Genomic DNA, 25,300 nt, shown 5'->3' with positions numbered 1-25,300 from the left:
CACTGATACCTAATCACAAAGGAGGATATAAACATTTTCAATTAGTATCCCGTAAGATAAGGGAGACCGGCGCTGGGTGTCGCGGTAAGGGTGACGGTGAAGACACCCCCAAGTCGTCCCTGACACCGGTACGTCAGTAGCGTGCTGATCCAGATCGAATCGAACGTGAACAGTTGGTTACCAGCCGCCACCCCCACCGCCAGAGTCACCGACCGTGACGTCGGAGTTCCCGCTGCTCTCGTAGCCCTCGGTGGCCATGATCATGTAGTCGTGATTGCCCGTTTCCAGGCCATTATTTTCCCACGCGTCGAAGTGGTTGCCGGTGGTGATGGTGCCACTCGTCCTCGTCGATTGCCGGACGCTCCAGTACTGCGGAAAGGTCGCGGTGCCGACGATGGAAGGCTGTTCGACGCGCTCCGTCTCGTAGATGTCGTACGTACCCCCGTCGCTCGTGACGGTACCGTGGGCCGTTCCCTCGGGCCGGTAGGTGCCGTGGTCTTCGATGACATAGTACTCGACCAGCGGATCCGTCGTCCACCCGTAGAGGCACAGGTAGGCGTTTCCGGACGGGTTGAACGTGGCCGAGTAGTCCACGTTCCTGCGCCCGCCGGTGCTCCAGCCCTTGCCGCAGACGAAGTTCCCCGTGTCGCTCCACTCGGTGCTGTAGTTGCCGTCGGGGCCCAGATTCATGGAAACCGTCCCCTCGGCGTCGGTCCAGAACGACACGAAGTACCCATCGTGGTCGGTTTGCTGGTTTTCTGTGAGCGTAGTGTCCTGGGCGGCGGCCGAGGTTGCCAGGGCTCCGGCGCCGAGGCCAGTCGCCGCGGTGGCCGTAACGGCCTGCATATACCTTCGACGATCGATCAGGCCCAGTCTCCCGTCGGATTCGGTCGCCTGATCGTCCTCCGCCTTGAAGTCAGTGGAGTTCTTCGCCATCGCGGCGAGATCGTTGCGTTTCTCCGTCGTATCCTCGACATCGGGCGTGTCCTCGATGTCACGTTCATCGTTTGTCATGCTGCGTCCGTAGCTATCACACTATTATTTATAATTGTTATCCAAAATAAGAAGGGAACAATCAAAGTAACTGGTATCTGCCGGAGACTCGACAGAGCCGGTACAACACCGTCACCGGCCGGTCTCGAGATGGTATCAGGATCTCAACGCCGACGGTCCGCAGCGCCGGTGGGGCTTCGATCAAATGGCTATCGGTCCAGCGACAGTTCGATCGGTCCGGTTTCCACACCGCGAAAACGAGACGTACCCGAGCGTCGACCGTCCCTGTTCCGGATCGACCGGCGTTTCCGTGTCGTTACTCCGCGTCGACCGACGTCCGTGTCGTTACTCTGCGTCGACCGACGTTACCGTATAGTACGTCCGGGCAGTCTTCGGTACTGCCTTGGTGTCGGTAATCTCGAGGCCGGCGCTCGAAACGATGTCTGCGGCCGACCGACCGATGCGAACCTCGTAGGGGCCTTCCTCGACGGTGAGGTTCATATTGAGGTCGTGGAACGCGAGCTGAGTGGCCGACAGCTCGAAGGTGATCCGCTTGGATCCACCCGGCTCGAGCGAGACGCGCTCGAATCCCTGCAGTTCCTGCACAGGACGGGCCTGGCTCGGGTTCACAGCGTGGGTGTAGAGCTGGACAATTTCGTCGCCAGCGCGGTCGCCCGTGTTCGTGACCGTGACTCTCGCGGTGAACGACTCGAGCGGCGCGACGCTGTCGGTCGACAGCGAGACGTCGTCGTATTCGAACTCGGTGTAACTCAGGCCGTGGCCAAACGGATACACCGGGTCGCTGTCGGTGTAGACGTAGTCCTTGTTCGCGGTGTTAGCTTTGCGGTTGTAGTAAACCGGGAGCTGTCCGACCGATTTGGGCAGCGAGACGGGGAGTTTTCCCGACGGGTTGTACTCGCCGAACAGCGTTTCGGCGATCGCAGGGCCGCCTTCGTCGCCCGGCAGCCACGCGGAGAGGATCGCCGGGGCGTTTTCAGCCATGTCCTCGATTGCGTGTGGTTTGCCACTGACGAGGACGACGACAACCGGCGTATCGGTCTCGAGGAGTTCCTCGACGAGTTCTTCTTGCACGCCGGGGAGCCCGAGGTGGGTCATGTCACAGCCTTCGCCGCTGGTCGGGACGCTCGGTTTCTCCGCTTTCTCGGCATCGATATCCGAGAAGTCGACCGCCGAGCGAGCGCCGACGAACGCCAGCACAACGTCGGCGGCTTCGGCAGCGTCAGTTGCCGCGTCGAAGCCGTCGGTCAACGGCCCCGAAATCGTACAACCCTGCTCGTAGGTCACGTCGAGACCGCCGCGCGACTCGAGTGCTGCAAGCGGCGTAACCGCGTCTGCCTCGTACTTTTCTTCGGGGTAGTGGGCCGCGTAGGCGTAGTCTCCCATGAGTTCCTTCGGATCGTCTGCCTTGGGGCCGACGACTGCAACGGAATCGACATCGAGCGGCAACAGGTCGTCGTCGTTCTTGAGCAGCGTCATCGACTGCCGGGCGGCCTCGTGGGTGACCTCACGGGCCTCCTCGGTGTGGAACGCGTCTGTGGCCGCCTCGGGGTCGACCGGCGAGTCATCGAAGACGCCCTTGCGAAGCTTCTCGCGGAGGACGCGTCGAACGGACTTCTCGAGCGTCTCTTCGGCCAGTTCGCCCTCCTCGACGGCCTCGACGAGGTGCTCGCCGTAGTACTCCGTGTAGGGAAGTTCGATATCGAGACCCGCCTCGAGGGACTGGATGCCGGCTTTGCGTTTCGTGTTCGCGGTGCCGTGTTCGGTCACCAGGTGGCGGACGCTGTAGTAGTCCGAGACGACGGTGCCGTCGAAGCCGTACTCGCCGCGCAGCAGGTCCGTCAGCAGCCACTCGGAACTGGCACAGGGGACGCCGTCGATGTCGTGGTACGCGTTCATCACCGACTCGGCGTTGGCCTCGCTGATGACGGCCTCGTAGGGGAACAGGTGAGCCTCGCGGAGTTCCCGTGGGCCGACGTTGAGCGAGGAGCGGTTCTTCCCGCCGTCGGTCGCGCCGTGGCCGACGAAGTGTTTCAGTGTCGCTGAAATACCGTCTTCTCGACCCTCGCCCTGTAGTCCGTTTACGTACGCGCGTGCCATCTCGGCGACTACGTACGGGTCCTCGCCGAAGGTTTCTTCGACGCGACCCCATCGAAGGTCACGCGCAACGTCGAGCACCGGAGAGAGCGCGTGAACCGTGCCGATCGCCTCGAGTTCGCCGCGAATCGTCTCGGTGACCGTCCCCAGCAGATCGGGATTCCAGGTACTGGCCATCCCGAGCATCTGGGGGAAGGTCGTCGCTTCCGGCCCCATATACCCACTCAAACACTCCTCGTGGGGAATCGCTGGCACACCCAGTCGGGTTTCGTTCTCGAGATACGCCTGTAGTTCATTCGTCACGCGTGCAGCCTCGGTCGGCGCTAGCCCTCCCTCACCACCGATTCGTGTGAGATGGCCGATACCGTTCCCGAGCCGCTGTTCAACGGCCTCCTCGTCGAGCTCGCCGTCCTCGTCGAGGATTCGGTCGGCGTTGACCGAACCCAGCTGTGCGGCCTTTTCCTCGAGCGTCATCCGCTCGATAAGGTCCTCGACGCGGTTCGATACGGACGCTGTTTCATCCCGATACGTCGCAGTAGGCTGTTCGTCTGTCACAGCTTGCCAGTGGTGATCGATTATCTTAGTTCTTCTGACAGTGGGTTCTCGAGAACAGTCTGATCTGAACAGGCCGAACTGATAGACTGAAACCGGTGGGAACCGCGGCCGAAACCGCCGCTCATACTGCCGGCTGTGCCTCTGTGAAGATTCTCGCACCCCGGGGCAACGAGAATCGTGAACGACGTACAGCCGGCAGTATCAATAATCTGGTTCGACGGGTGGCCAACATCCGCGTAGGTGATAAGGGAAACGGTCGGGTCGGAAGGCGTTCCTTGGGTCAGGACACGTTATTCGGTACCGGGACGATCATATAATGAAGACGTGTACAGCGTTAGCCCGAATTTGTTTTATTATAGAGTACTTCGTTTCCCATATAAGAACATACGTGGATCGAAGAAAGATCTACGACCGGGACGGTGAAGGACGAATATTACACATGTACAGGTGTAATAGGGTTGGGGGGTGAGTGTCGAGACCAAGCGATAGTCGTACAGTTTCGCTGATCAGTATTCGATGAGATGTAGTAGAGATAAATTCCTATTTGGAGAACGCTATTCCCTCATAAAGAACACATGTGTATATTGATGCCAATCACCACGACTGGGAAAGACACACGAGAGTCGTTTTCGCGGTGGACAACACTAGCTAAACGGACCACTATAACCACGACTGACTGAATCAAGCGCCCACTGGACGAACACAAGCCGAGGAGGTGCTAAACTAGACAGCACCTGAACGGGAACCGTGATGAATGCCGATATCTCTCTCCCGTCTATAGCTCCTTCGGGTAGTGATAAACCGGTTCTCAAACCGACCGAACGGTAGTCGTGTACGCTCATTCTGAGTGGAACGCGCTGGTGTATAGCGGCCGCGATACCGCTCCGAATGGCATCCTCGAGCGCTCCACCGTAGCAGCGTGCCAAACTCAGTGAAACAGTAACTTTATTAGGGTAGGCAAGCAGGTGATCAATATCATAGATCATGAGTAATTGGCTCCTCAAGCGAATCGGACAGAGCATCTTGACGATTGTCGTGGTGTTCCATCTGACATTCGTGTTGGTTCGGCTCATGCCGTCAGATCCGGTGCAGGCGTTGTACAGCCAGATGATGGCGGAAAACCCGGATAACCCGGATCAGGCACGACAGCTCGTCGAGTTGTACCTCAGTATCAACCCGCAGGACCCGATGTACGTACAGTATATCGATTATATGTCCGCGCTCATGCAGGGTGATCTAGGATACTCGATCGCAGAAAGCGCCTCGGTGAATCAGATCCTCGCCGAGGCAGTGCCGTGGACGATTTTCTATATGTCCGTCGCGATGGCCATCACGTTCGTCACGAGCATTTGTATCGGGGCGATCATGGCCTATTACGAGGGATCGAAGTTCGACACGGCGATGACCGCTGTCGCCGTCATCGAGAGTTCGACCCCGTACTACGTCGTTGCACTCCTGTTACTGTTCGTCTTCTCCTACCAGCTCGGCTGGTTCCCGACGGGCGCCCGGTACCCCGGTGGTGCGGAAATTGGCCTGAACAGCGAGTTCGTTCTCGGTGCGTTTTATCACGCGGCATTGCCGATACTCTCGATGGTCGCCACGGGGGCGGCCGCTTCACTCGAGATGCGAGGGAATTCGATCAGCGTTCTCGGTTCCGACCACATTCGGGTCGCACGCCTGCGCGGACTGCCACCGATGCGGATCGCCCTCCGGTATGTCATGCGCAACGCGTTGCTTCCCCTGTACACCGGGCTCCTCTTGCTCGTCGGCTTTATGATCGGCGGTTCGATCGTTCTCGAGGAAATCTTTACCTATCGCGGGATGGGGTGGTACATGTTCGAGGGGGTCAACAACCGCGATTACCCATTGATGGTCGGCGGGTTCATGGTGATATGTATTACCGTCGTCATTATGATGTTCATCGCTGATCTCACGTACAGTCGTATCGATCCGCGCGCAAAGACCAGCGGAGACAATATGGAGGTATACGGGAGTTCGGCCGGCGTCCCGCTTCGAACGCAGTTCAAGCGATACGTTCAGCGACTCACCAACCGCACCGAAACACGAGCCGACGGTGGCGCGACGCCCCACGCCCTATTCGGCGAGGAAACCGCCGCTGACGTGAGTCGTAAAGACGCGGTCTATCGAAAGTTCGACCGATCAGTGTACGCGCCGGCAAAGATCGTGCTAAGCGACTGGCGTGGACTCGTTGGGATCGTGTTAACGCTTTCATTCCTCATTATCGGAACGGTCGGCCCGCGATTCACACACAGTCCGACCGCAACGTTCGATTCGTGGGTCTCACCGCTGGACGGGAATCTCGCGCATCCGCTGGGAACGAACGGCGCGGGTGTCGACATTCTCTCGATGGTGGTCAGCGGGACGACACCCGTACTCATCATGGTCGCAACCGGTGCGATCGTCACGGTTACGCTCGGCGTCTCCGTCGGGACGGCGGCCGGCTTCCGTGGCGGTGCTCTCGATCGGGCGCTGATGACAATCTGTGATATCGTCGTCTCTATCCCCGGCTTGCCGCTGATAATCGTCATCGCCGCGGTCGTCGAACCGCGTCACCCGGCGATCGTCGGCCTCGTCCTCTCGGTCGCTGCCTGGGGTGGACTCGGCCGCGCGATCCGCTCTGAGGTGCTTAAGGTTCGAAGTCAGGAATACGTCGAAGCGGCTCGAGCGATGGGCGTCGGCACCGTCGCCATTATTCTCAAGGATATCCTGCCGAACATATGGCCATACGTCCTCATCAACCTCGCAAACCACGGACGGAACATCATCTTCTCGTCCGTCGCCCTGTACTACCTGGGCTTTCTGCCGCGCAGTACGGAGAACTGGGGTGTTATTCTCGAACAAGCAGAGTCGGCAAACGCGTTGTACACCATCGGACAGGTGCACTACATCCTGGCACCGACGCTGGCCATTATCCTGTTCTCAATGGGGCTCATCCTCATCGCACAGGCACTCGATCGGATCAGCAACCCGCGAATCCGTGCGCGACACGCAAAATCCGTCGACGACGACGATCCGACGTAACGATCGCAGCGTAATTCGGAGGGGCGTTTCCCGTTTTTGGGCTATAGAGTGGCGTTGCACGCGTCGGTGACTCGATCCTCGGACCGCTGTTCTCTCCGACCGACACTGCTCGCCAGGAGAGAACGAACTCTCGGACAACGGTCGGATATTTCAAAAATCAAATCGAATACCGCGTACCGTTGGGAGTAAAACGAGAGCAAAGGATAACCAAAACCCGCTCAGTCCAGTGTGTACGTCTCGGCTTCCGCGAGCACGGCCGATTCGGAGAGCTTCCATTCCTGTAGGTATTCCACTTCAGCGGCGACTAGTTCGGCGAACAGGTCTCGCGCATTTTCGGTCTGAAGGGTACGAATCTGCTGGTCGATAAGGAAGCCTTCGAACGCGGCGTCGATGTCTCCGTCTCGAGAGGCTTCGATGACCGTTTCGATCGTATCGACGTGGCCGCGAATGAGGTTGCGGACGGGCCGTGGAAAGCCGCCAGCCGCCATCGGCTTGACCTCGTTTGTGCGAACCGTCGCGTTCGTCTCGACGACGGCATCGTCCTGCAGATCCGACACCTGGCCGACGTTCGGGAGATTGATGTTCGTCACGTAGACATCCTTGCCGACGAGCGCGCGGAGGATATCGACGAAAACTTCGTTGGATTCGGTGAGTCCAAACTCCTTCTCGCCGTTCAACCAGGCTTCGACGTCGGTGGTCTGATCGGACTCGGCGGGCGTCCAGTGTTTCGCGCGGTAGTCGCTTCCCGTGCGCTTGACTCCCCAGCGGTTGAGTCCCTCCTGACCGTTCTGGATGAACCAGGGCGCGTACTCGACGAGGTGACGGTCGCCCGCCGCCGGCAAGACGTCGAATCGTCGGAACAGCTCCCAGGTCACCTGCCAATTATCGACGAAGACGCTCTCCTCTTCGAGATCTTGCCGCGTGAACTCCCGGTGGCCCTCCTCGCTCTCGAGTAAGCCCTCGAGGACGGGCCAGAGGTCGACGCCCTTACATCGAGCTTCGTCGATCCACGTGAAGTGGTTGATCCCCTTTACGTTAACCGAGATATCCGAGCGCTCGGCGTCCATATCGAGTTCTTTGCGCGCATAGTGAGCGAGTCGGTGACGGGTGCCAAGGGCCTCGTGACAGAGACCGAGCGCGTTAATGTCGGGGTACTCGTCGTACAGCGCTCGCGTCACGAAGTGAACCGGGTTCGTGTAGTTAAACACCCACGCGTCGGGACAGTGTTCGCGAATTGCGGCAGCGAATTTCCGATAGAGGGGGACGGTCCGCATCGCTCGGAAGATACCGCCGGGGCCGATCGTCGCGGCAACCGCCCCGTAGATACCGTACTCTTTCGGAATGTCCAGATCGTGGACGAACGTCTCCGCCGGATCGTACTGCGTCGAAAGGACAACGACGTCCGCCCCCTCGAGGGCCGTCTCGATCGATTCGGTCGCTTCGTAGGACCAGTCTGCGGTCGGTTCGACATCGGCTTCGGAGTGGACCCAGTTGCCGAACTCGGCGTTACGCTTTGCGCTCTCGTAGTACTCGTCGTAGAGGCGGACCCGTCCGTCGAGATCCGACTGCGCGAGATCCTTGATCAGATTCGGTGCCCACTGACGGCTGCCGCCGCCGAGATAGGCGATCGTAATATCGTCGGGGTGGATCGTCGTGTTCGCCATGACTGACGATTGCACTTGATTCGACATCGTACAGAATCAGCGTGAGCCACTCTGATAAATATCGGGGTACAAGTGAAATCCCCCCATACCCCATCCAGATAACTCCTCGCCCGATCAACATTATTATGTCGTGTTCGATCGGGGACAACACATGGAGTACAAGAATGCAGTCATTCCCGGGTTTCACCCGGATCTCAGCATCTGTCGCGTCGGGGGCGACTACTATCTCGCGACAAATTACTTCACTCGCAGGGACGCAGTGTCGCACGAGAATTGACTCGCCGTAAAATCTGAACAAAATGACGATTCTACTAATTTCTTTGCTAGCGAGACGAACGTCATCGCGCTCGACACTACAAAAACCGAGGTGGTAGATGTATCAGTATGTTAATATATTAACACCATTCGTAATGAACGTTCTCCTTCGTGTGATTAGCGTTGCAGGGACGAGGCAGTGAAGTTCGTGATGCCTATGGAAGAATTAACCAGCACCGACGGCTCTGGTACAGAGATTCAGTTAAGTTTTGTAAAGCGGAAGCCGACACTGCACGAACTGATGCGATTGCGTATCAGTTCCATCTATTCGGATCATCGCTTTCGGATACTGGCTCTGTAAAGACGCCGCGTTCCTCGTCGATTCAGCACCGTGATCAAAGCGGTACTTCACCATCATGGCTCCGATTTCGATACGAAAAACACGGAGACTTCGACTCAAGAGATATATTTTAGCTGATGAAAGATTCCTCCTACCAATTTTAATACTATTCTAGTATCTCTCAAGATGATGTCCAAAGTATGTCATTTAACGCATAAATAATTTAGAATATAGCTATTATGGGGATTTAGATTTTCAAATAAAGTCTATTAGGTCTATTTCTTCGAATATATGCTTTTAGTTGGTGACCGACGAGTCTTAAAGAGTTGTGTGTGTGTGTGAAGTATCAATGATATTTGACCCAAAAAGCACATATTATGTGCCTATTATTGTATATTCATTGGATTTATAGACGCATATATACAACTCCTCGACCATTAGTGAAGGAAATACTCTATTCAATATCCAAAATTCTCGCTTTCAAATACTGCTCGAATTACCGAGGTATAGGCGTTGACAAAACTCGATCAACAGTTCGAAACTGGGTTCATAAATTCGATCTTCAGCCCGATACTGGACACAGCCCGGATCACGTTACGGTCGACGAACCGGTGATCCAACTCGACGACGAGCAGTATCGACTGTATGCCGCCGTCGATCCCGAAACGAACAAAGTGCCGTACACAAAGCTTGAACCGACCAGGGAAAAGTCATCGTAAGTTATTTTTCCGGAAACTGCTCGAGAACTACGACGTCGAGGGTGGCGTGTTTCTCGGCGATGGCGATAAATCGGTGAAGTATGCCTGCCAACGACACGGCCTCGATTTCAGAGGGGAAATTTCAAACTCCTTCAGTAATGTCTACGCAAAGCTGGCTGAAGAGTGGGTTAGATCGTTCGTCTTCGCATGGACTCAGCTTATCAGAACACCGTGGAGCAGACGAGACGTTCTCTGAACACGGTAGGACAGACGAGCAGTGGAGAGCCGTCCGCGAATCGGAATTCGATCGCTAAAGCCCGATGATCTACCGGGTAGAAGCTGGCGGCAGCGAAGACCTCTCAACGGAAACGAACGCTCGACCCAAGAATCTAGTACGGTGGCGTCGTAGCACTATGCCATGTTCGAGGATCGAACCGACGCCGGCGATCGACTCGCATCGGAACTCGAGCGCCGCGGAACGACGGCCGATGTCGTCCTCGGTATTCCTCGCGGCGCGCTCCCGGTCGCACGGCCGGTCGCAGACGCTCTCGGGGCGGAACTCGACGTGGTCGTCGCACGCAAACTGGGTGCGCCGAACAACCCTGAACTCGCATTAGGTGCGGTCGCCAGCGAGGGGAGCGTCTGGCTCAACGACGCGCTCGTCGAGCGGTTGAACGTCTCCGAATCGTACCTCGAGTCGGTTCGCGCCGACGAGGCCGAAAACGCTCGCGAAAAGGCCGACAGATATCGAGAGACGCCCGGACTTCCGGATCTCGAGGGGAAACGCGTGGTGGTCGTCGACGACGGCGTGGCGACGGGAGCGACCGCGATCGCGTGTCTCAAACAGGTCCGTGAGGCAAACGCGGCTCACGTAACCCTGGCCGTTCCCGTCGGGCCATCGGACTCGCTCGTCGATCTCGAGGACGAAGCCGACGACGTGATCGCGCTGCGTTCGCCGGCGGACTTCCGGGCCGTCGGTCAGTACTACCGGACGTTCGGACAGGTGACTGACGAAGAGGCTATCGAGTACCTCGATCACGGGTAGCGGGTGGACTCGAGAATCCGTCGTCTCTCACGGATCACGAGGTCGACGATCGACTCATAATATACGTAAAGAGGAACAGTCCGGCAGCGACGAGTGCGACGTTCGTCAGGCCGTATTCGAGCATCCCAATGATACTGCCGCCCCAGACGAGGAGCCAGGCGAACGCCGCCGACAGAACGGCGTTCAGGATGGCGAGTATCCGCGGATCGCCCTCGGAGGACTCGAGCCCGTCTCGAAAGCCGGCTCGATCGCCGTCGGAGTCGCTCATGGCAGAACAGGTGTCCGTCGCTTACTTAGTCGTTTCTGTGGCCGGATTTTGAGGCTCGCCCACGGGTTTGGTTCTCGGTGCCAACCCCTTAGACGATTCCGTTCAGTTGCGGTCGTCTGCGGGAAGTCACTGCGTCTCGAGTCGTTCGGGCGATGCCGGCGGAGCTTCGATCGTGGTTGGATCCGGCGACGATCGTCGTCGCAACCGGCCCGGGGTTCCAGTCGCCGCCTCGATTCGAAGAACGCGAAGACGCGATATACTCCACACAGGAGCGAACACGGGCCGTTTTCGGCGATGGAAACGCGAATCGAGTTCGACCGCGAAAACGGGGGCACCCGACTTACGTTTCGATGCTCGGTTTCACTCGCCGCGCCGTTGCCGTTCGGCGATCGGTTGTCGCCTGGAAACGGAAGGAGGAACTGAATCGGGCGCTCGAGGAGATACGATCCCGGTGTGAGTGATTCCGACCGCAGGATGCGTCTCGGCACGAACTCAGGGCGCTCGGAGCACGCGTTCTTCTCCCTGTTCGTTCGGGAACCGATTCTCGAGCGTTTCGGCTTGCTCCCATTCGTCATCGGTGACCAGCGATGCCTCGAGCTCGGATCGAAGTTCGGATTCCTCGAGACCGGTTCCGATGAATACGAGTTGGGTCTCTCGGTCGCCGTGATCGTCGTCCCACTCGAGGTTCGGTCGGTTCGACCGGTACAGCTGTCGGTCGACTTCGGGAAGGGCCGCGATCCACGGCCCTCGAACCGTCGCCCGGATCGAGGGACCTGCCTGACCGATTCCGACTTTGGTGTCCCGACCCGTGACCCACGCGACTCCCTTCGACCGGATGACGTTCTCGGGGAGTGATTGGAGGAACTCGAGGAACCGCTTCGGGTGGAACGGACGTCGCTCGCGGTAGACGAACGAATCCACGCCGTAGACTTCGTCGGGATGGCGGTGGTCGTGATCCGTTTCGCTGTGGTTGTCGTCCGTCTCGTCGTCGCTGTGGCCGGTCTCGTCGTCGTTGTGATCGACATTTTCGCGTTCGGCGCGTTCGTCTTCCGCGAGCGCGCGTTGCCAACCCGCGAGCTCACCGAGTTCGTCGGGATCGAATCGGTCCGCCTCGAGGAGTCGATCCGGATCGACGGCGCTGAACGTAGTTCGAATCAACCCCGCATCCGGTTGGAGTGCGTTTACGAGCGCTTCCGCCCGGTCGAGTTCCTCCTCGGTACACAGATCGGTCTTATTCAGTAGGACGACCGAGGCGACCTCGAGCTGTTCGATCAGGAGATCAGAGAGCGGTCGCACGGATTCATCCTGGTTCGACCCGGGACCCCCTCCGTCGTTCGCCCCTCGACGTTCCGGTATCGATTCCCCCTCGAACGAGTCGAGAAAGAGCCGCGTATCGAGGATGGTGACCAGCGAATCGATTTCGTACCGGGCCGCGACGCGAGAGGTCGTCGTAAAGAGCCGCGCAACTGGTTCGGGCTCGGAAATGCCCGAGGATTCGACGATCAGCTGGTCGAACTCCCGCTCTCGAGCAAGCCTGACGACCGCCGTCTCGAGATCGTCCTGGAGTTCACAACAGATACAGCCGTTCGACAGCTCGGCGACACCCCCCTCGACCTCGAGTTCCGAGTCCGCCGCGACGAGTTCGGCGTCGACGTTGACCTCGCCCATGTCGTTGACAAGGACGGCGAGGTCGCGCTCGCCAGCGTTTCGGAGAAGATGATTGAGTAACGTGGTTTTGCCGGCACCGAGGCTCCCGGACAGGACCGTCACGGGAACCGTATCCTGTTGCATGCGTTCCGGTATGCACCCCACGACCTACAAAGGTTGTAGTCCCGACTAATCGGGACTCAGTTCGATCTGTTCGGGACTCAGTTCGATTTGTTCGAGGGTCAGTAACCGACCGATCAGTTTGTGACGATCGAATCGTCAGTTGCAGCCAACGCGGCCTTCTCGTCGGATGCATCGGATAGCTCCTCAACCGCGTTGGTCGGCGCAGTCGATTCGGTAGTCGAGTCGTTGGCCTCGATCGTGTGTCCCGTCTCGACGTGGTGGGTGATCGCGAGCCCAGATCGATCGCTCGTCGAGTACTCATCGTCCGCCGGAAGCATCCAGTCACAGTCGAGACAATAGTGGCTTGCATCCGGCACTGAATCGCCGTCTGACTCAGCTTCGCCCCCGCTCGCGTCGAGGGGTTGGTCTCCCGACTCCTCGAGCGTGATCGTCGGACCGCCACCGCTGTCGTCTTGCTCGACAACGATCTGATAGCCCTGGTACGTGAATTCGACGGTTCCGCATCTCGATTCTCCGTTCCGTCTCGGTTCGAAAAGTTCGTTGAGCGCCTCGGGGTTAATAACGTCGTACAGCGGCGCATCGAGTTCTGTTGGATCTATTCCTTCCTTCTCGGCGATTTTTCGAACTAACTGGACACTTAGTGGCTGTGAGTTGGACCGTGTCTCGAGTGGTCCAGAGAGTGTTGTTTCCATTGGTCTGTTTCAAGGCTTGACTCGGTATAAAGACTCGGGAATAATCACTTTCGAATCCCTCGCAAGCAACCAAAAAACGAACGATTCCGGATTTCAGCCACGAACGACCGAAAAGATCCATTCAACGAACGATCTAAAACAAAACGATTGTTCATGTTAGTCTTACTCGTCTAAAGTTGACTCGAGAAAGACCGAAGCGGGAGAGTCACGCTCACTCCGTAGTAATATCTCGTCGGTGATGTCATATCCACGGTTATCGATCGTTGTTGCGATGCGGGTGATCTCGTCGTTCGAGGCGCCAACGACTCGAATATGTACGTTCTTCCTCCCGGTCATCATTTCGCGAACGTTGACGACGCCGTCGATTTCGTGAGCGGACTCGACGAGCGACTCTCGCTCGGCGATCGGAACCGTACAGATGAACAGGACTTCGAGCGGGAGTCCCGCCAGTTCGTAGTCGATTTCCGGGCGATATCCCAGAATCACTCCTCGCTCCTCGAGTCTCGTTATGCGTTTTCCAACCGTGCTCGGGGAGACGCCGACCTGCTCGCTGATATCGGCGTTGGAGTTATTCCGCGCGTCCTGTTGGAGGGCGTACAGAATCTCCCGATCGATATCATCGAGGTCTTCAGACATGCTATCGCAGAAACCATCGTGGGTGCGTATAAACGGTCGGCATGAATCACCTAGCCGGCAAGTCGGTAGCGCTCTCACGGACGCCGTCTCGTAGATGACGGCACTCTCGAGGATGCCGTTCGGAAACAGCAAATTCACCCGAGGACCGTGCCAAGCGAACCGGAACCTACTCTTCGGCGATTCGGCTGCCACCGGGCGGCATGAAGTGTTGAATCTTGTCCGGGCTGGCGATCTTCCGGACGAACGATTCGTCTTTGAACCGTTCGCGGAGTTGACGGTAGATTCGCTTTGCCGCGTCGGCCTGTGCGTACCGTCCCGGTTCGACGTCGATCGTCGTCACCGCCCGCTCTTCGATCGCCGACGGCGGACCACCGATGACGCGCGTATAGGGCTCACACTGGACCCCTACCGTGACACTGACTGGCGTACTTTCGTGATACGTTCGATCGCCCCGAACCGCGAAGCCCCCCTTCTCGAGGTACTCGCCGCTTTCGGGCGTTTTCGTCACCTGATCGGAGTCGACGACGTAGACGTCGCCCGCGTACCGTCCGTCCTTCCAGACCGACGAATAGGAGACGGCGAACTGTGCCGCCTCCTCGACGCTCGAGTCGGGAATCTCGATATCTTCCGAGGAGGCCTCGCTCGGATCGGTCGCTTTGAGCACGGTGACGGGCCCGCCGTGGGCCTGCGTGTGGAGCACCTTGTCGCCGCGCTCTAAGTACTTCTTGACCAGCTCTTCGTTCTGATCCGCGTTGCGGCCGCCGATGACGAGAAAGTCGTCGCTCGTGTGAAACCACCGGAACCGGTCGAACCACGGTTCGTTCTCGCGGATCGGAATCGACGACTGTGAGAGCCAATCGCGGTCCGCCCGTTCGTCAGCCGCGTCCTCGCCGTCGTCGTCTTCACCGTCGTCTGCTTTCCATTCCTCCCGTCGACGCTTCGCGTCCTCGAGGTCCTCGCGAGTGTCTTCGATGGCCGCGAGCGCCCCTTCTTTCTTCTCGGCGATCTGTTTGGCTTCCGTATAAAGTCTGTCCGCGTTCTGCTCGAGACCTTCGCGAGCCAGTAGACCGATCCGTTCGCCGTCGATATCGACGGTCACCGTCCCCTCGCTACCGTCGACGTCGACGACGGCCTCGGCGGCTTCGATGCCGCGGTCTTTGCCCTCCTCGAACCGTTCCTCGATTTCGTCCCACGGACGGTCCTGTTCTCGCGCCTCCCGTACCGTCGAGAGGATGTCGTCGACGAGGTCGTAGTTCGCGTACAGCAACTCCGCCTGCTCGCGCTGGGCCTCTGCCTGTTGTTCGAAGCCTTCGATGGCTCCCTCCTGCTGTTCGATGATCCGTTCGTATTTCGCGACCTCTTCCTCGAAATCCGGCCGTTGATCGGTCGGGTCCGGCTCCTCGTCCTCGAGTTCCATTCGGAAGAAGTAGTCGTCGAGTGCCGTCGCGAAGCTGTCGTAGGCCTCGCCGGCGAGTTCCGCGTGTTCCTCGAGCGGGAACGGAGTGACGTCGACGACGCTGTTCGACGAGCGGTCGTCATCGCCGTCGGCGTTCCCGTCGGAGTCGCTCGAGGACTCCTCGGCGTCGACGTAGATACGCGGATCGAAATTCCCGTTTCGGATGTCGAGTGCGAGTCGCTCGATGGCCTCGTAAATCGCGTCGTACTCGTCCTCGGTCGCGTCTTCGATGTCGAGGGCCTTCTCGACGCCCGCGCGCGTACAGACCTCTTCGGCGTATAGTCCGCCGAAGTTCAACTGCGTCGCGAGCGTTCGAACGACATCCGTATCCGAGTCCTCCATCTCGAGGTCGAACGCCTCGCGGGAGACCGTCAGCGGATTCGTCCGCGAGTCGGGGAATTCGTACCTCGAGCCGGGGACGACGGTTCGGGATTTGAGCCGGACGGTCTCGAGGCAGTCGATTACCTCATACTCGCCGTTGGTCACCGCGATATTGCCCTGTCCGAACAGTTCGACGATGATCCTCGTGGTTCCGTCCTCGCGCTCGAAGACGAACTCGAGGATACGGTCGAACTCGAACTGCTCGACGCCCGCGAAGTCTGCTCCGGAGAGTCGGTTCCGGAGCATCATTGCGAACTGCGGCGGTCGTCCGGGAGCGTCCGGAACGCGCGTCGGGTCGACCGTGTGGGCGCGCTTGGTCTCGCCGACCTCGCAGATGAGTTCCGTGCGACCTCGATCGAAATCGCGCATCTTCAGCCGCAAGAGGTCGTCGCCGTAGAGATAGGCCTTGTCGACCTTCGCGCCCTCGTAGGCACTCAGTTCGCGAACGAGCGCGGCGAGGTCGACGCTGGTGAGTTCCCGCTTCGGATCCATACCTCCAACTGCTTCGCGCGGCCCAAAAGGCGTGTCGTTCCGCACGACGATGCCTCGAGCGGGATGCTGGCGTTCCAATACCGTCCGAACGGCAGGGATGCGGTTCCCGAGACCTGCTACCAGAAGTCGAACTCCAGTTCCGAGAGCGCGGCTAATTCGTCAGAAACGGAACTCGAGGTGTCGGCCGGCTCAGTCGTGACGTCTTCTGTCACTGCCGTTTCATCGTCCGACGTAACGTCCGAGATCTCTACCGATTCGTTCGACGTTTGCACCGATTCGTTCGTGACCTCTTGTGAGACCTCCGTTGAATCGTATTCCGTCGCTCCGTCGTCCGAAAAGTCGTCCGCTGGAGTATCCGGTTCGTCAGGTAACTCGAAATCGTATTCGTCGGCGACGTTTTCCGCCGCCTCTGCTTGCTCGAGTGACTCTTCGTAGCTCTCCGTTGTCGAATTCGAGACTTCGTCGGGCAGCTGTGCCGTCGCGGATCCGGTAAATAGCGCGCCGCTCACCGCGGCGACGCCCGTCGCTTGTAACACGGACCGTCGATCGTACCGGGACTGTGCTCGCTCGCTTGTATTCGTGTCGTCCATTAGTATCACTGCTCGCAGGGAGCACCTGATTCCCATCGAACGAGGGAGTAAAACCCCAGTATTGTCGATACGAACACTCTCGACTAGTCGAACGTTTGTTTCGCTCTTCACCGTCTTTGGGGTGACACTACGAACGAGTGGACGCGACTAGCGTTCAGTATTCCCCCCTTTCGAGTCCGTCGCTACGAGACGGTTCGCTACCGATACCGCCCGCCACAACTCCACTGAGACTGTACCCGAGGGATACTTCGTCTCGCATTCAGAAAGCCTAATCAGTCACAGTCTCCGTTGTGCTCACATGAACGGAGCGCCCCACCCAATCGCGATCCCCTCTCTCGAGCGGAGTCACGGAGGGGTTCGTGACCGATGACCGAAGAACGTGACGGCTGGTCGGATATCTACCGTCTCCCGCAGTTTTTCGACCGGCTCGAGGACCAGCAAGCCGTTTCGATCAAAGAAGCGGTCGACGAACTGGAGATCGACCTCGAGATGGATATCGAGGGCATCGTCTATCACGATCGCGGCATTCGCGTGCCGGGCTACGATGCGATGTTCATCCAGGAATCAGAGGAGACGAGGTCCGTTCCGGCCTTCAGCGTCGAAGTCGGTGCCGTCGGACCCCGCAGTGCCTGGGGCGTGTTCGACGCCTCGAAGGAGTGGGACGCGTACCTGCTTACCGCCGACGACGTCGCGGCGATCGCATGGGTGAGCGACGACGAGTTCACCTTCGAGGAGGCCAAGCAGTTCACCTCGAAGGATACGGCGATCGGTGCCGGTCGATTTTCGTTCGGCGTGTTCCTCTACGAGAGCACCGAATGGAATTCGCTCGTCGAGGAACTCGAGCAGACCGACTCGCCGGCGTATCTCCACCACGACGACGGCTCTACGTACTACCCACAAACCCAACCGGAGTTCTACAGGTACGTCGATTCCTCGCCCGAGGAGTTTCGGGAGAGCGGAGGCGGTGCGCCGGGCTATCTCGGCTTGCTCGAACTCGAGGTAACGATCGACGACTAGTCTCGACCGGCCGCGACGACTCCTTTACCAGGTCTTCTGAACCAGCCATTCGCATTTTCTGGAACAGCCCTTTGGTCCTCTGAAACCAGCCAGCGATCGATACTCACCGGGACGAACCAGCTACTGATGTTTCTCCGGGAATGGAGAACGTAAACGGGGCCAGCACGCGATTCCCTGCGTAAACGGTGGCCGTCGTGTGAGTAGCTGTTGGGTCAAGGGTGGTCCGCTCGGGTCGGGGGAGACCCGAGCGAGATAGGTGAATACGCGTCGCCACGATCGGACGTGGCATACACGATGACAACGCGATGGAACGGGGTGGTTCCACGGTTGGAACGGGGTGGTTCCACGGTTGGAACGGGGTGGTTCGGTTACATTGCCAGAGTGGGAAATAGGCAATGTTGGCCGACGGTTGTCGGCAATTTGTAATACTAATCGCCGTCGTATATGTTTTATGGTATTGGTTGGTTGAATTTTATGGAAGCTCGAAAGCACATAGATGGCGAAAATAACGAACCCGGTGCTCGAGAGTGCCGATTCGTGTACTAGATCTGCTGGTACTCATCAACGACGATTGAGAACGGATCGAACGGCGGGCGCTACAGTCGCTTGCTCACGTACGGGCCGTCCTGATGATATCCCAGTTTGTTCCGATAGTACTCTCGAGCGCCGATACCCGAGATGACGCTGAGTTTGTCGTAGCCCGCGTCGGCGGCCAACGCTTCGGCTCGCTCCATCAGTCGGCGGCCGTACCCCTGATGCTGGTGTTGGTCAGTCTCGCCCTCGTCGCCCATCGCGACCTCGGTGCCGTAGACGTGGAGCTCCCTGAGAAGCGCCGCGTTCTCGAGTTCGCCTCTGACCGGCTTGTTCGGGAACCGGAGCCGGCAGAAGCCGATCAGGAGGTCCTTTTCGAAGTCCTCGAAGCTGATGAAGTGTTCCGTCCCGCCGCTGGCCTCGTAGGTCATGACGTCGAGTTCGACGTTCTCGGGCTCTTCGTCGTTCATCCCGGCCTCGCGACAGCGGATGCACTCACACTCCCAGCCGTGTTCGTCCATCCGTTTTCGCGCAAGCTGGCGGAGGTTCGACTTCCAGACGCCGGCGTCGATGAAGTCGGCTGGGATGTCACGCTGGACGCGCTGGAGGCGCGTATAGCGGGGGATCATATCCTTGATCTCCGCGACAAGCTCTGCGGCTTCCTCGTTGTCTAACGGATCGTACTCGCCTTTGTGCCACCAGTCGTAGGTCGCCGTGCCGCGGACGATCAGCGTCGGATAGATTTTCAGGTAGTCGGGCTTCCACTGCTCCGCCTCGAAGATGCGACGGAAGTCCTCGAGGCACATTTCGTGGCTCATCCCGGGTTGGCCGGGCATCATATGGAAGCCGACCTTAAAGGCCGCGTCGCGGAGTCGCTGGTTCGCCTCGATCGACTCCTGAACGCCGTGGCCGCGGTGCATCTCGCGGTTGATCCGCTCGTAGGTCGTCTGGACGCCGACCTCGACTTTCGTCCCGCCGAGATCCAGCATCCGGTCGATCTGTTCGGGGTCACACCAGTCGGGTTTGGTCTCGAATGTCGTCCCGATGTTCCTGATGTCGCCCGTCTCGTTTTCGGCGATGACGTCCTCGAGATACTTCCACTCGTACTCCTCGGGATCCTCCGCGAAGCTCACGCCTTGAGCGGGTTCGGGTTCCTTGTCGACGTCGTAGTCGTTCATCGCCTCGAGCGCACGCTTGACGAACCACTCCTGGTAATCGTGGCTCCGGGCGGTCATCGTTCCACCCATCAGGATCAACTCGACCTTGTCGATGGGGTGGCCGATCTCGCGCAACTGCTCGAGGCGGAGCGTAACCTGTCCGTACGGGTCGTAATCGTTCTGGACGCCGCGTGCGGCCGCGGGTTCTTCGCCCGTATAACTCTGGGAGGAAGAGAACTCCGAGTCCGGGCCGCCGGGGCAGTAGAGACACTTCCCGTGGGGACAGCGCTCGGGAGAGGTCATGATCGCCACCGGCGAGACGCCGGAGGCGGTGCGAACCGGCTTGCGCTGGAGCACGGACTCTAGGTCCTCGCGGTACTCCTGTGGCGCGTAATCCAGCAGTTCGGAGTTTTTGGGCACCTTGGGTGCCGAGTGCTCCGAACAGGCCTCGAGTTTGGCCTTTTCGACCTCGTCGCGCTCGACCTCGCCGTTGATAATCCGCTCGACGAGCGTTTCACAGACCCGTTCGAACGCTTCGGTCTCGGTCGGGTCGGGCGTGTCGGTACTCACTACCCCGTTTTCGGGGCTGTCGGCGAATAAGCGTGTCGGACTGTACTCTCACGTTCTCCGTCACCCCCGCGAAGATTCGGTGCGCCGCTCGAGTGGGACACCAGCGCAACCCACTGCACGTTGGTCGGCCGAAGACTGTGGCCGGGAGCACGTCTCGCAACGTTGCGAGACGTGCGACCCAGGTAAGGGCAGGCCTGCATTAGGAATGCGGTGTGGGGCCTGGCGGAGTGAAGGGGCAAAGCGCGCTGGCGCTTGCATGGTCATCACAGCGACCCCTATCGCCGAAGGCGATATGTCCCTGTGTGACCGCCAGCGGGCTGAGGGCCTTTGGTGTCGCTGCTGCTGTACTGACGGGAGCGGGGTCGATAACCCACACGCGTTGAACGATGTCGATTCCCTCGAGTAGCGACCGTACTCGGAAGTATCACGGCTCCGTTCGAATACCAACAAGGGTTCGGAAATCCACTTCTCAGGTCTCGTACTCGAAATCGCGGTCCCTGTCTAAGTTTTTATCATGGCCGCCCGGCCCGTTTCTCCCTCGAGCGTCGCCTTCGGATCCACGCCACTGCTCGACGTCCTCGAGCGTCTCTGTCTCGAGCAGCCGCTCGAGTTTTTGTTCGAACTGCGCGTCGGTCAGTTCTCCAGCGGCATACCGAGAACGGAGGGTCTCGAGGGCTTCGCGGTTGTCCTGGCCTGTGCTGGTCTCTCGACCACTCTGGGATTCCTGCTGAGTCGGTGTTTCATCGCTCGAGTCCGTTTCACCGCTCCACCACTCCTCCCAGGATTCGTCTCTCCACCAGTCGTCCCACCATTCCGCCTTGTCCGCTTCGTCGCCGAACAACAGTGCGACCAGCGGGACGACGACGATGTACCCGACTAATAGGACCGCGAGCCAGAGGTTGCCGCCGATCCCCGCAAACATCAACCCGAGCCACAGGCCAGTGACGATCATCGAAGTGATCTCCGTGATGTTCTCACGGACTCGAGTCGCCGGATCGTCACTCATGGATGATACTTCTCGGGCGACGACGAAAGATGTTTCTTCCGATTTATCGATCGAACGGCAGGACGAGTGATCCGAGATTAGGCGAGGGTTTCGCCGAGTGTCTCGACTGTAGCCTCTTTGACGGCGTCGCGTTCGCCCGAGAGGTATTCGATGTGGCCGTCGCGTCCGCCGACGACCGAGACGCCCGCGTCGGGAACGCGCTCGGCGATTTCGTTGCCGAGTTCGCGGACGTCAAGCGTTTCGGTCGAGCGGACGTGCAGTTCGTCGTCGCCGACGCCGAGCGTGACGAACGGCGGATCGGCTCGCGATCGTTCGCGCCGGTGGAGCGCATCCAACAGCAGCTTCGTCGTCGGGAAGTTGTACCGGTGGGTGAACGAGCCGGTGTCCAGAATCGACAGGGTTACGCCGTCGATGCCGCGAGCGGAGCAGTTCTCCGAGGCGGCCTCGAGTTCGGTCTCGAGTTTGTCGCGGAACTGTTCGGAGACGTGGGCCGCGAGGTCCCCGTCGTCGTCGAACAGCAGGTCGATCACGAGTTCGCGTTTGTCCTTGTAGGACTGGTAGAACGCCTCGAGCGCGACGGCTTCGCGGCGTTCGGCGAGGGTCTCCTCGTCGTAGCCCGCTTCGGTTGCGAGTTCGAGGTACGATTCGGGAGCGTCCTCCCAGTAGCTCACTGCCGGAAGGTGCCCGAGGTCGTCTCGAACGTCGTCGTTAACGGCGGCAGCGACGTTTACGCTGAGCGCCGTCGAAGTGAGATCGGAGACATCGGCGTCGGCGAGCGACGGCGCGACTGCCAGCGAAACCGACTCAGTAATCTCCTCGTCGGCGCGACTGTCGTCGATGACGATCGACTCGGTGTCGTACAGCGAGAGGAGGTCGTAGCCGTCGGCCGATTCGGCGGTCGAACCGGCGTCGACGAGGACGACGAGCGGCAGCTGTTCGCCGTGTCGCTCGCGAGCCTCGAGCATCGAGGTGACGTCGTCGGTCGCCGCGTCCATGTCGTAGACGCGACCCTCGAGCGGCCGTCGCTCGAAGTAGTGATAGACCGCGTCGTCGCGGGTGTGTTTCTCGCGGATCAGCGGCAGGACGGCGCGTTCGATCGCCGCACCGGCGATGTAGCCGTCAGCGGTCGCCTGGTGACGAACGACGATCGGTCGCGATTCCATCACCGCGCGGCGGATCTCCGTTGCGGCCTCGAAGAGTTCGTCCTCGACGGCCGAGACCGCCTCGTGATCGTCGAACAGTTCGAGCGCCGGCGGACGCGCTTCCTGTTCGATCGCTTCTTCGAGTCGCTCGAGAATGCTCTCTCGCTCCTCGTCCGTGAGCACTTCGAGCGCCTCGGTCTCGACCTGTAGGTCGCCGTGGTGGCGCTCGACCTCACCCTCGAGGGCGACGACGTCGTCGAGTTCGACGTCGGGGTAGGCGCGGACGCCTGCCTCCTCGAACGCGGCACACTCGACGGTCCCCGTTTCGTCGCTGAGTTCGAAGACGGTCGGGCCGGAGGTCTGCCGGATACCGGTGATCTCGCCCTCGAGTCGGACGATACTGGCGACCTGTGACTCGATGGCATCGACCGTCGTTCGGTTCAGCGACGGTTCGGTTCCGAACTCGAAGTCGGAGTCGCCATCGGCTTCCTCGGCTTCTTCGACGTCCTCAGCTTCTTCGACGTCCTCGGCTTCTTCGGCTGATTCTGCAACCGACTCGACCGCGCCGGCGCTTTCGGTGGTGGCGGCCGTTTCGGTTGGGCTCGTCGTCTCGGACGATCCGCTTTCGGTTGCCGTCGAGCCGGTCCCGTTCGTGACGGCTTCGGAACTCGTTTCGGACGGCGACGCCGTCGTCTCCGTCGGGTCGTCGGCCGAAGCTTCGTCCGTTGTGGGCTCGTCCGAGCTATCGTCCTCGAACTCCTCCGGATGGAGTTCGTCGTCGGCGGTTTCGATCAGTTTCCCGCGGAAATCGCGGTCTTGCTGTCTGATCGACCAGCCGAGGTCGATGTTTCCGTTGTCTCTGACGTCGAGAACCTGAACGTAGACGCTGTCTCCTGGCTCCCAGTCGAGACTCTCGAGTCGCTGGTCGAGTTCGCTTCTGTGCAACAGTCCGGTGACGTGATCGCCGACATCGACGAAGACGCCGAAGTCAGCGTACCCGTCGACGGTACCCCGGTAAAACCGACCGGGCGAGAGCTGTGAGGCGGAGGTGCCTTCGAACTCGAAGGCGACGTCCTCCTCGTGGGCCTCACAGACCAAGCCGTCTACGGGCTTGCCGCAGATGATACAGTTACCCATCTACTCGCAACAAGCAGGTTCGGCCTAAAACTGTTGTCGAAATGCGTCCGCGGGAGTCGTCGAAGCGATTTCCACGAGTATGTCCAGAATATGGGTGTGTAGGGGACTCTAAGCCGAATATTCGATTTCGACGCCGTCCCTTCGTATCGGCGCTTCAAACGGATGGCTGGACTAGACGGTCGGCAATTGACGACAGTATCGACGTCTGATTTTTCGGAAAAGACGAGCGGTTATCGTTCGCGTTTCGACGACGGCCGCTCGACAAGACAGCTTCCCGAGCGACCCATACGGACTGCTGTAAGTCCTTACCGGTGCAACCGCGATCGCCCTGTGGTTGCACCGGTAAATCGTTACAGCAGACCGTATCACTCGAAGACCGGCGAGTTCTCCTCGAGTTCCTCGACGTCGCTGACGATCTCTCGAATCTGTTCGGGAAACAGCGACACCTGCACCTCGTTTCCGTCGTCGTCCTCGAGGACGAGCTTGACGCGTTTGTCGCCGAACTCTCGGGCTTCGGCGGACTCGACTTCGAACAGTTTGACAGTCGCGGACTTGTTGGCCGCGCCGACGTTCTTGATCGATCCCTCGTTCAACTCCACCATGAACTCCTCGAGATTCAGCGTGAGCATGGTCGTGCTACGAGCGCCGGATAAAAAACGACACGCATACGGATTGATAGGGTCGTTCGTAATTCTCTCCCGGCGTAGATGCTCCGTCGCCGGTTTCGTCCCCCGAACCTCGTTCTCTGCTCAGGCTGGCTGAAAATAGATACGAACGACCCTATGACAGCTCCGCTCTCCTCCAAACTTAAGTTATCGTCAGACAATAGCCCGAACGCTATGGAAGTCACCTGGCACGGTCACTCGACGTGGCACGTCACCGTTGGGGAGACGGAGCTGTTAATCGACCCGTTCTTCGACAATCCGAAGACCGACCTCGAGCCGTCCGACATTGAGACGCCGGATTACGTCCTGTTGACACACGGGCACGCAGACCACATCGCCCACGCGGGAGCGTTCTCGGACGCGACGCTCGTGGCGACCCCGGAGTTAGTGTCCTACGCCGAGGACGAATTCGGGTACGAGGACGCCGTCGGCGGCATGGGGATGAATATCGGGGGAACCGTCGAATGCGGTGACGCCTACGTGACGATGCACCGAGCGGACCACACGAACGGCGTGATGACCGACTACGAGTACGACGTCGGAATGCCCGGCGGCTTCATCATCTCCGATACGAAGCCGACGCAGGTCAGCGACGAGGAGTCGACGACGTTCTATCACACCGGCGATACCGGACTCATGAGCGAGATGCGCGACGTGATCGGCCCGCACTTAGAGCCCGACGCCGTCGCCGTCCCGATCGGGGACCACTTCACAATGGGGCCATGGCAGGCCGCCATCGCGGTTGACTGGCTCGATGTCGATCACGCGTTCCCACAGCACTACGACACGTTCCCGCCGATCGAACAGGATCCCGAGGAGTTCGCGAGCGAAGTGGCGGCGACCGGAAGCGACGCCGAGGTTCACGCGCTCGAGGCCGACGAGCCGTTCGAACTGAGCGGGTGACCGTTCGGTGTCTGCCGGACCAGTCGTACGACCCGTTCTCGAGCGCCGCCTCTCGGGCGACGAACCGCTCACAGTGCGACAGTGAGTCGGGTCCGACACGGCCGAAGTTCGGCGTTTTCGCGAGCAGGGTATCTCCTCTCTACTGAGGGCAACGTTTAC

General features: G+C 59.5%; 17 protein-coding genes and 2 pseudogenes. 6 read left to right on the top strand and 13 right to left on the bottom strand.

From position 1 onward, the window contains the following. Positions 1 to 177: 177 nt before the first annotated feature. Positions 178 to 1,014 (bottom strand): glycoside hydrolase family 11 protein, encoded by an 837-nt coding sequence (locus ACYQ14_RS05885; protein WP_459885860.1) that lies wholly within the window; start codon positions 1,012 to 1,014, stop codon positions 178 to 180. Between the two features lie 324 nt (positions 1,015 to 1,338). Next, positions 1,339 to 3,582, bottom strand: a complete 2,244-nt coding sequence (locus ACYQ14_RS05880; protein ID WP_459889996.1) for a glycoside hydrolase family 3 N-terminal domain-containing protein — start codon at positions 3,580 to 3,582, stop codon at positions 1,339 to 1,341. A gap of 1,065 nt (positions 3,583 to 4,647) precedes the next feature. On the opposite strand from ACYQ14_RS05880, the gene ACYQ14_RS05875 reads away from it, so the two are divergent. Further along, a complete protein-coding gene (locus ACYQ14_RS05875; RefSeq protein ID WP_459885857.1) occupies positions 4,648 to 6,705 on the top strand; it encodes an ABC transporter permease subunit in 2,058 nt (685 codons plus the stop codon). 218 nt (positions 6,706 to 6,923) lie between these two features. On the opposite strand, the gene ACYQ14_RS05870 is transcribed toward ACYQ14_RS05875, so the two are convergent. Continuing rightward, complete coding sequence (locus tag ACYQ14_RS05870) at positions 6,924 to 8,396, bottom strand: family 4 glycosyl hydrolase (RefSeq protein ID WP_459885854.1); 1,473 nt, start codon at positions 8,394 to 8,396, stop codon at positions 6,924 to 6,926. A 1,042-nt stretch (positions 8,397 to 9,438) separates the two neighbouring features. Here ACYQ14_RS05870 and ACYQ14_RS05865 point away from each other — a divergent pair. Continuing rightward, a pseudogene (locus ACYQ14_RS05865) lies at positions 9,439 to 9,918 on the top strand (transposase domain-containing protein); the annotation flags it as partial. 162 nt (positions 9,919 to 10,080) lie between these two features. After that, positions 10,081 to 10,707, top strand: a complete 627-nt coding sequence (locus ACYQ14_RS05860) for a phosphoribosyltransferase (RefSeq protein ID WP_459885851.1) — start codon at positions 10,081 to 10,083, stop codon at positions 10,705 to 10,707. Positions 10,708 to 10,741: 34 nt separating this feature from the next. Here ACYQ14_RS05860 and ACYQ14_RS05855 read toward each other — a convergent pair whose 3' ends face one another. Next, the gene (locus ACYQ14_RS05855; RefSeq protein ID WP_459885849.1) at positions 10,742 to 10,975 is read right to left on the bottom strand and encodes a DUF8107 family protein; all 234 of its coding nucleotides are present in this window, start codon (positions 10,973 to 10,975) and stop codon (positions 10,742 to 10,744) included. A 116-nt stretch (positions 10,976 to 11,091) separates the two neighbouring features. On the opposite strand from ACYQ14_RS05855, the pseudogene ACYQ14_RS05850 reads away from it, so the two are divergent. Continuing rightward, positions 11,092 to 11,436: pseudogene (locus tag ACYQ14_RS05850) on the top strand (SRPBCC family protein). A gap of 31 nt (positions 11,437 to 11,467) precedes the next feature. Here the strand turns inward: ACYQ14_RS05850 and ACYQ14_RS05845 are convergent. The 5 genes from ACYQ14_RS05845 to ACYQ14_RS05825 all read right to left on the bottom strand — a co-directional run bounded on the left by ACYQ14_RS05845 (position 11,468) and on the right by ACYQ14_RS05825 (position 17,013). Continuing rightward, positions 11,468 to 12,766, bottom strand: a complete 1,299-nt coding sequence (locus ACYQ14_RS05845; protein WP_459885846.1) for a CobW family GTP-binding protein — start codon at positions 12,764 to 12,766, stop codon at positions 11,468 to 11,470. Between the two features lie 113 nt (positions 12,767 to 12,879). Next, on the bottom strand, positions 12,880 to 13,458 hold the full coding sequence (locus tag ACYQ14_RS05840) for a HalOD1 output domain-containing protein (RefSeq protein WP_459885843.1): 579 nt from the start codon (positions 13,456 to 13,458) through the stop codon (positions 12,880 to 12,882). 162 nt (positions 13,459 to 13,620) lie between these two features. Then, positions 13,621 to 14,094, bottom strand: a complete 474-nt coding sequence (locus ACYQ14_RS05835) for an Lrp/AsnC family transcriptional regulator (protein WP_459885840.1) — start codon at positions 14,092 to 14,094, stop codon at positions 13,621 to 13,623. Between the two features lie 166 nt (positions 14,095 to 14,260). Beyond that, on the bottom strand, positions 14,261 to 16,423 hold the full coding sequence (rqcH, locus tag ACYQ14_RS05830) for a ribosome rescue protein RqcH (protein ID WP_459885837.1): 2,163 nt from the start codon (positions 16,421 to 16,423) through the stop codon (positions 14,261 to 14,263). A 116-nt stretch (positions 16,424 to 16,539) separates the two neighbouring features. Next, positions 16,540 to 17,013, bottom strand: a complete 474-nt coding sequence (locus ACYQ14_RS05825; protein ID WP_459885834.1) for a hypothetical protein — start codon at positions 17,011 to 17,013, stop codon at positions 16,540 to 16,542. A gap of 366 nt (positions 17,014 to 17,379) precedes the next feature. Between ACYQ14_RS05825 and ACYQ14_RS05820 the strand changes: the two genes are divergently transcribed. Further along, entirely contained in the window at positions 17,380 to 18,030 is a 651-nt protein-coding gene (locus ACYQ14_RS05820; protein ID WP_459885831.1) for a hypothetical protein, read from the top strand. A 596-nt stretch (positions 18,031 to 18,626) separates the two neighbouring features. Here the strand turns inward: ACYQ14_RS05820 and ACYQ14_RS05815 are convergent. From ACYQ14_RS05815 to ACYQ14_RS05800, 4 genes are all read right to left on the bottom strand, one after another. Further along, the gene (locus ACYQ14_RS05815) at positions 18,627 to 20,288 is read right to left on the bottom strand and encodes a tRNA uridine(34) 5-carboxymethylaminomethyl modification radical SAM/GNAT enzyme Elp3 (RefSeq protein WP_459885828.1); all 1,662 of its coding nucleotides are present in this window, start codon (positions 20,286 to 20,288) and stop codon (positions 18,627 to 18,629) included. A 469-nt stretch (positions 20,289 to 20,757) separates the two neighbouring features. After that, positions 20,758 to 21,294, bottom strand: a complete 537-nt coding sequence (locus ACYQ14_RS05810) for an SHOCT domain-containing protein (RefSeq protein WP_459885825.1) — start codon at positions 21,292 to 21,294, stop codon at positions 20,758 to 20,760. 77 nt (positions 21,295 to 21,371) lie between these two features. Beyond that, on the bottom strand, positions 21,372 to 23,573 hold the full coding sequence (locus ACYQ14_RS05805) for an OB-fold nucleic acid binding domain-containing protein (protein ID WP_459885822.1): 2,202 nt from the start codon (positions 23,571 to 23,573) through the stop codon (positions 21,372 to 21,374). 365 nt (positions 23,574 to 23,938) lie between these two features. Then, the gene (locus ACYQ14_RS05800) at positions 23,939 to 24,202 is read right to left on the bottom strand and encodes a hypothetical protein (protein WP_283834497.1); all 264 of its coding nucleotides are present in this window, start codon (positions 24,200 to 24,202) and stop codon (positions 23,939 to 23,941) included. A gap of 210 nt (positions 24,203 to 24,412) precedes the next feature. On the opposite strand from ACYQ14_RS05800, the gene ACYQ14_RS05795 reads away from it, so the two are divergent. After that, the gene (locus tag ACYQ14_RS05795; protein ID WP_459885819.1) at positions 24,413 to 25,141 is read left to right on the top strand and encodes a metal-dependent hydrolase; all 729 of its coding nucleotides are present in this window, start codon (positions 24,413 to 24,415) and stop codon (positions 25,139 to 25,141) included. Positions 25,142 to 25,300 lie beyond the last annotated feature (159 nt).

The organism is Halostagnicola bangensis (assembly GCF_054653435.1).
Note: the sequence above shows the minus strand (reverse complement) of the source record. Positions and strands in the feature narration are given on the sequence as shown.

Coding starts and splice junctions, on each gene's coding strand:
- ACYQ14_RS05885 (WP_459885860.1), bottom strand. CDS start 1,014: ATGACAAACGATGAACGTGACATCGAGGACACGCCCGATGTCGAGGAT.
- ACYQ14_RS05880 (WP_459889996.1), bottom strand. CDS start 3,582: ATGACGCTCGAGGAAAAGGCCGCACAGCTGGGTTCGGTCAACGCCGAC.
- ACYQ14_RS05875 (WP_459885857.1), top strand. CDS start 4,648: ATGAGTAATTGGCTCCTCAAGCGAATCGGACAGAGCATCTTGACGATT.
- ACYQ14_RS05870 (WP_459885854.1), bottom strand. CDS start 8,396: ATGTCGAATCAAGTGCAATCGTCAGTCATGGCGAACACGACGATCCAC.
- ACYQ14_RS05860 (WP_459885851.1), top strand. CDS start 10,081: ATGTTCGAGGATCGAACCGACGCCGGCGATCGACTCGCATCGGAACTC.
- ACYQ14_RS05855 (WP_459885849.1), bottom strand. CDS start 10,975: ATGAGCGACTCCGACGGCGATCGAGCCGGCTTTCGAGACGGGCTCGAG.
- ACYQ14_RS05845 (WP_459885846.1), bottom strand. CDS start 12,766: ATGCAACAGGATACGGTTCCCGTGACGGTCCTGTCCGGGAGCCTCGGT.
- ACYQ14_RS05840 (WP_459885843.1), bottom strand. CDS start 13,458: ATGGAAACAACACTCTCTGGACCACTCGAGACACGGTCCAACTCACAG.
- ACYQ14_RS05835 (WP_459885840.1), bottom strand. CDS start 14,094: ATGTCTGAAGACCTCGATGATATCGATCGGGAGATTCTGTACGCCCTC.
- rqcH (WP_459885837.1), bottom strand. CDS start 16,423: ATGGATCCGAAGCGGGAACTCACCAGCGTCGACCTCGCCGCGCTCGTT.
- ACYQ14_RS05825 (WP_459885834.1), bottom strand. CDS start 17,013: ATGGACGACACGAATACAAGCGAGCGAGCACAGTCCCGGTACGATCGA.
- ACYQ14_RS05820 (WP_459885831.1), top strand. CDS start 17,380: ATGACCGAAGAACGTGACGGCTGGTCGGATATCTACCGTCTCCCGCAG.
- ACYQ14_RS05810 (WP_459885825.1), bottom strand. CDS start 21,294: ATGAGTGACGATCCGGCGACTCGAGTCCGTGAGAACATCACGGAGATC.
- ACYQ14_RS05805 (WP_459885822.1), bottom strand. CDS start 23,573: ATGGGTAACTGTATCATCTGCGGCAAGCCCGTAGACGGCTTGGTCTGT.
- ACYQ14_RS05800 (WP_283834497.1), bottom strand. CDS start 24,202: ATGCTCACGCTGAATCTCGAGGAGTTCATGGTGGAGTTGAACGAGGGA.
- ACYQ14_RS05795 (WP_459885819.1), top strand. CDS start 24,413: ATGGAAGTCACCTGGCACGGTCACTCGACGTGGCACGTCACCGTTGGG.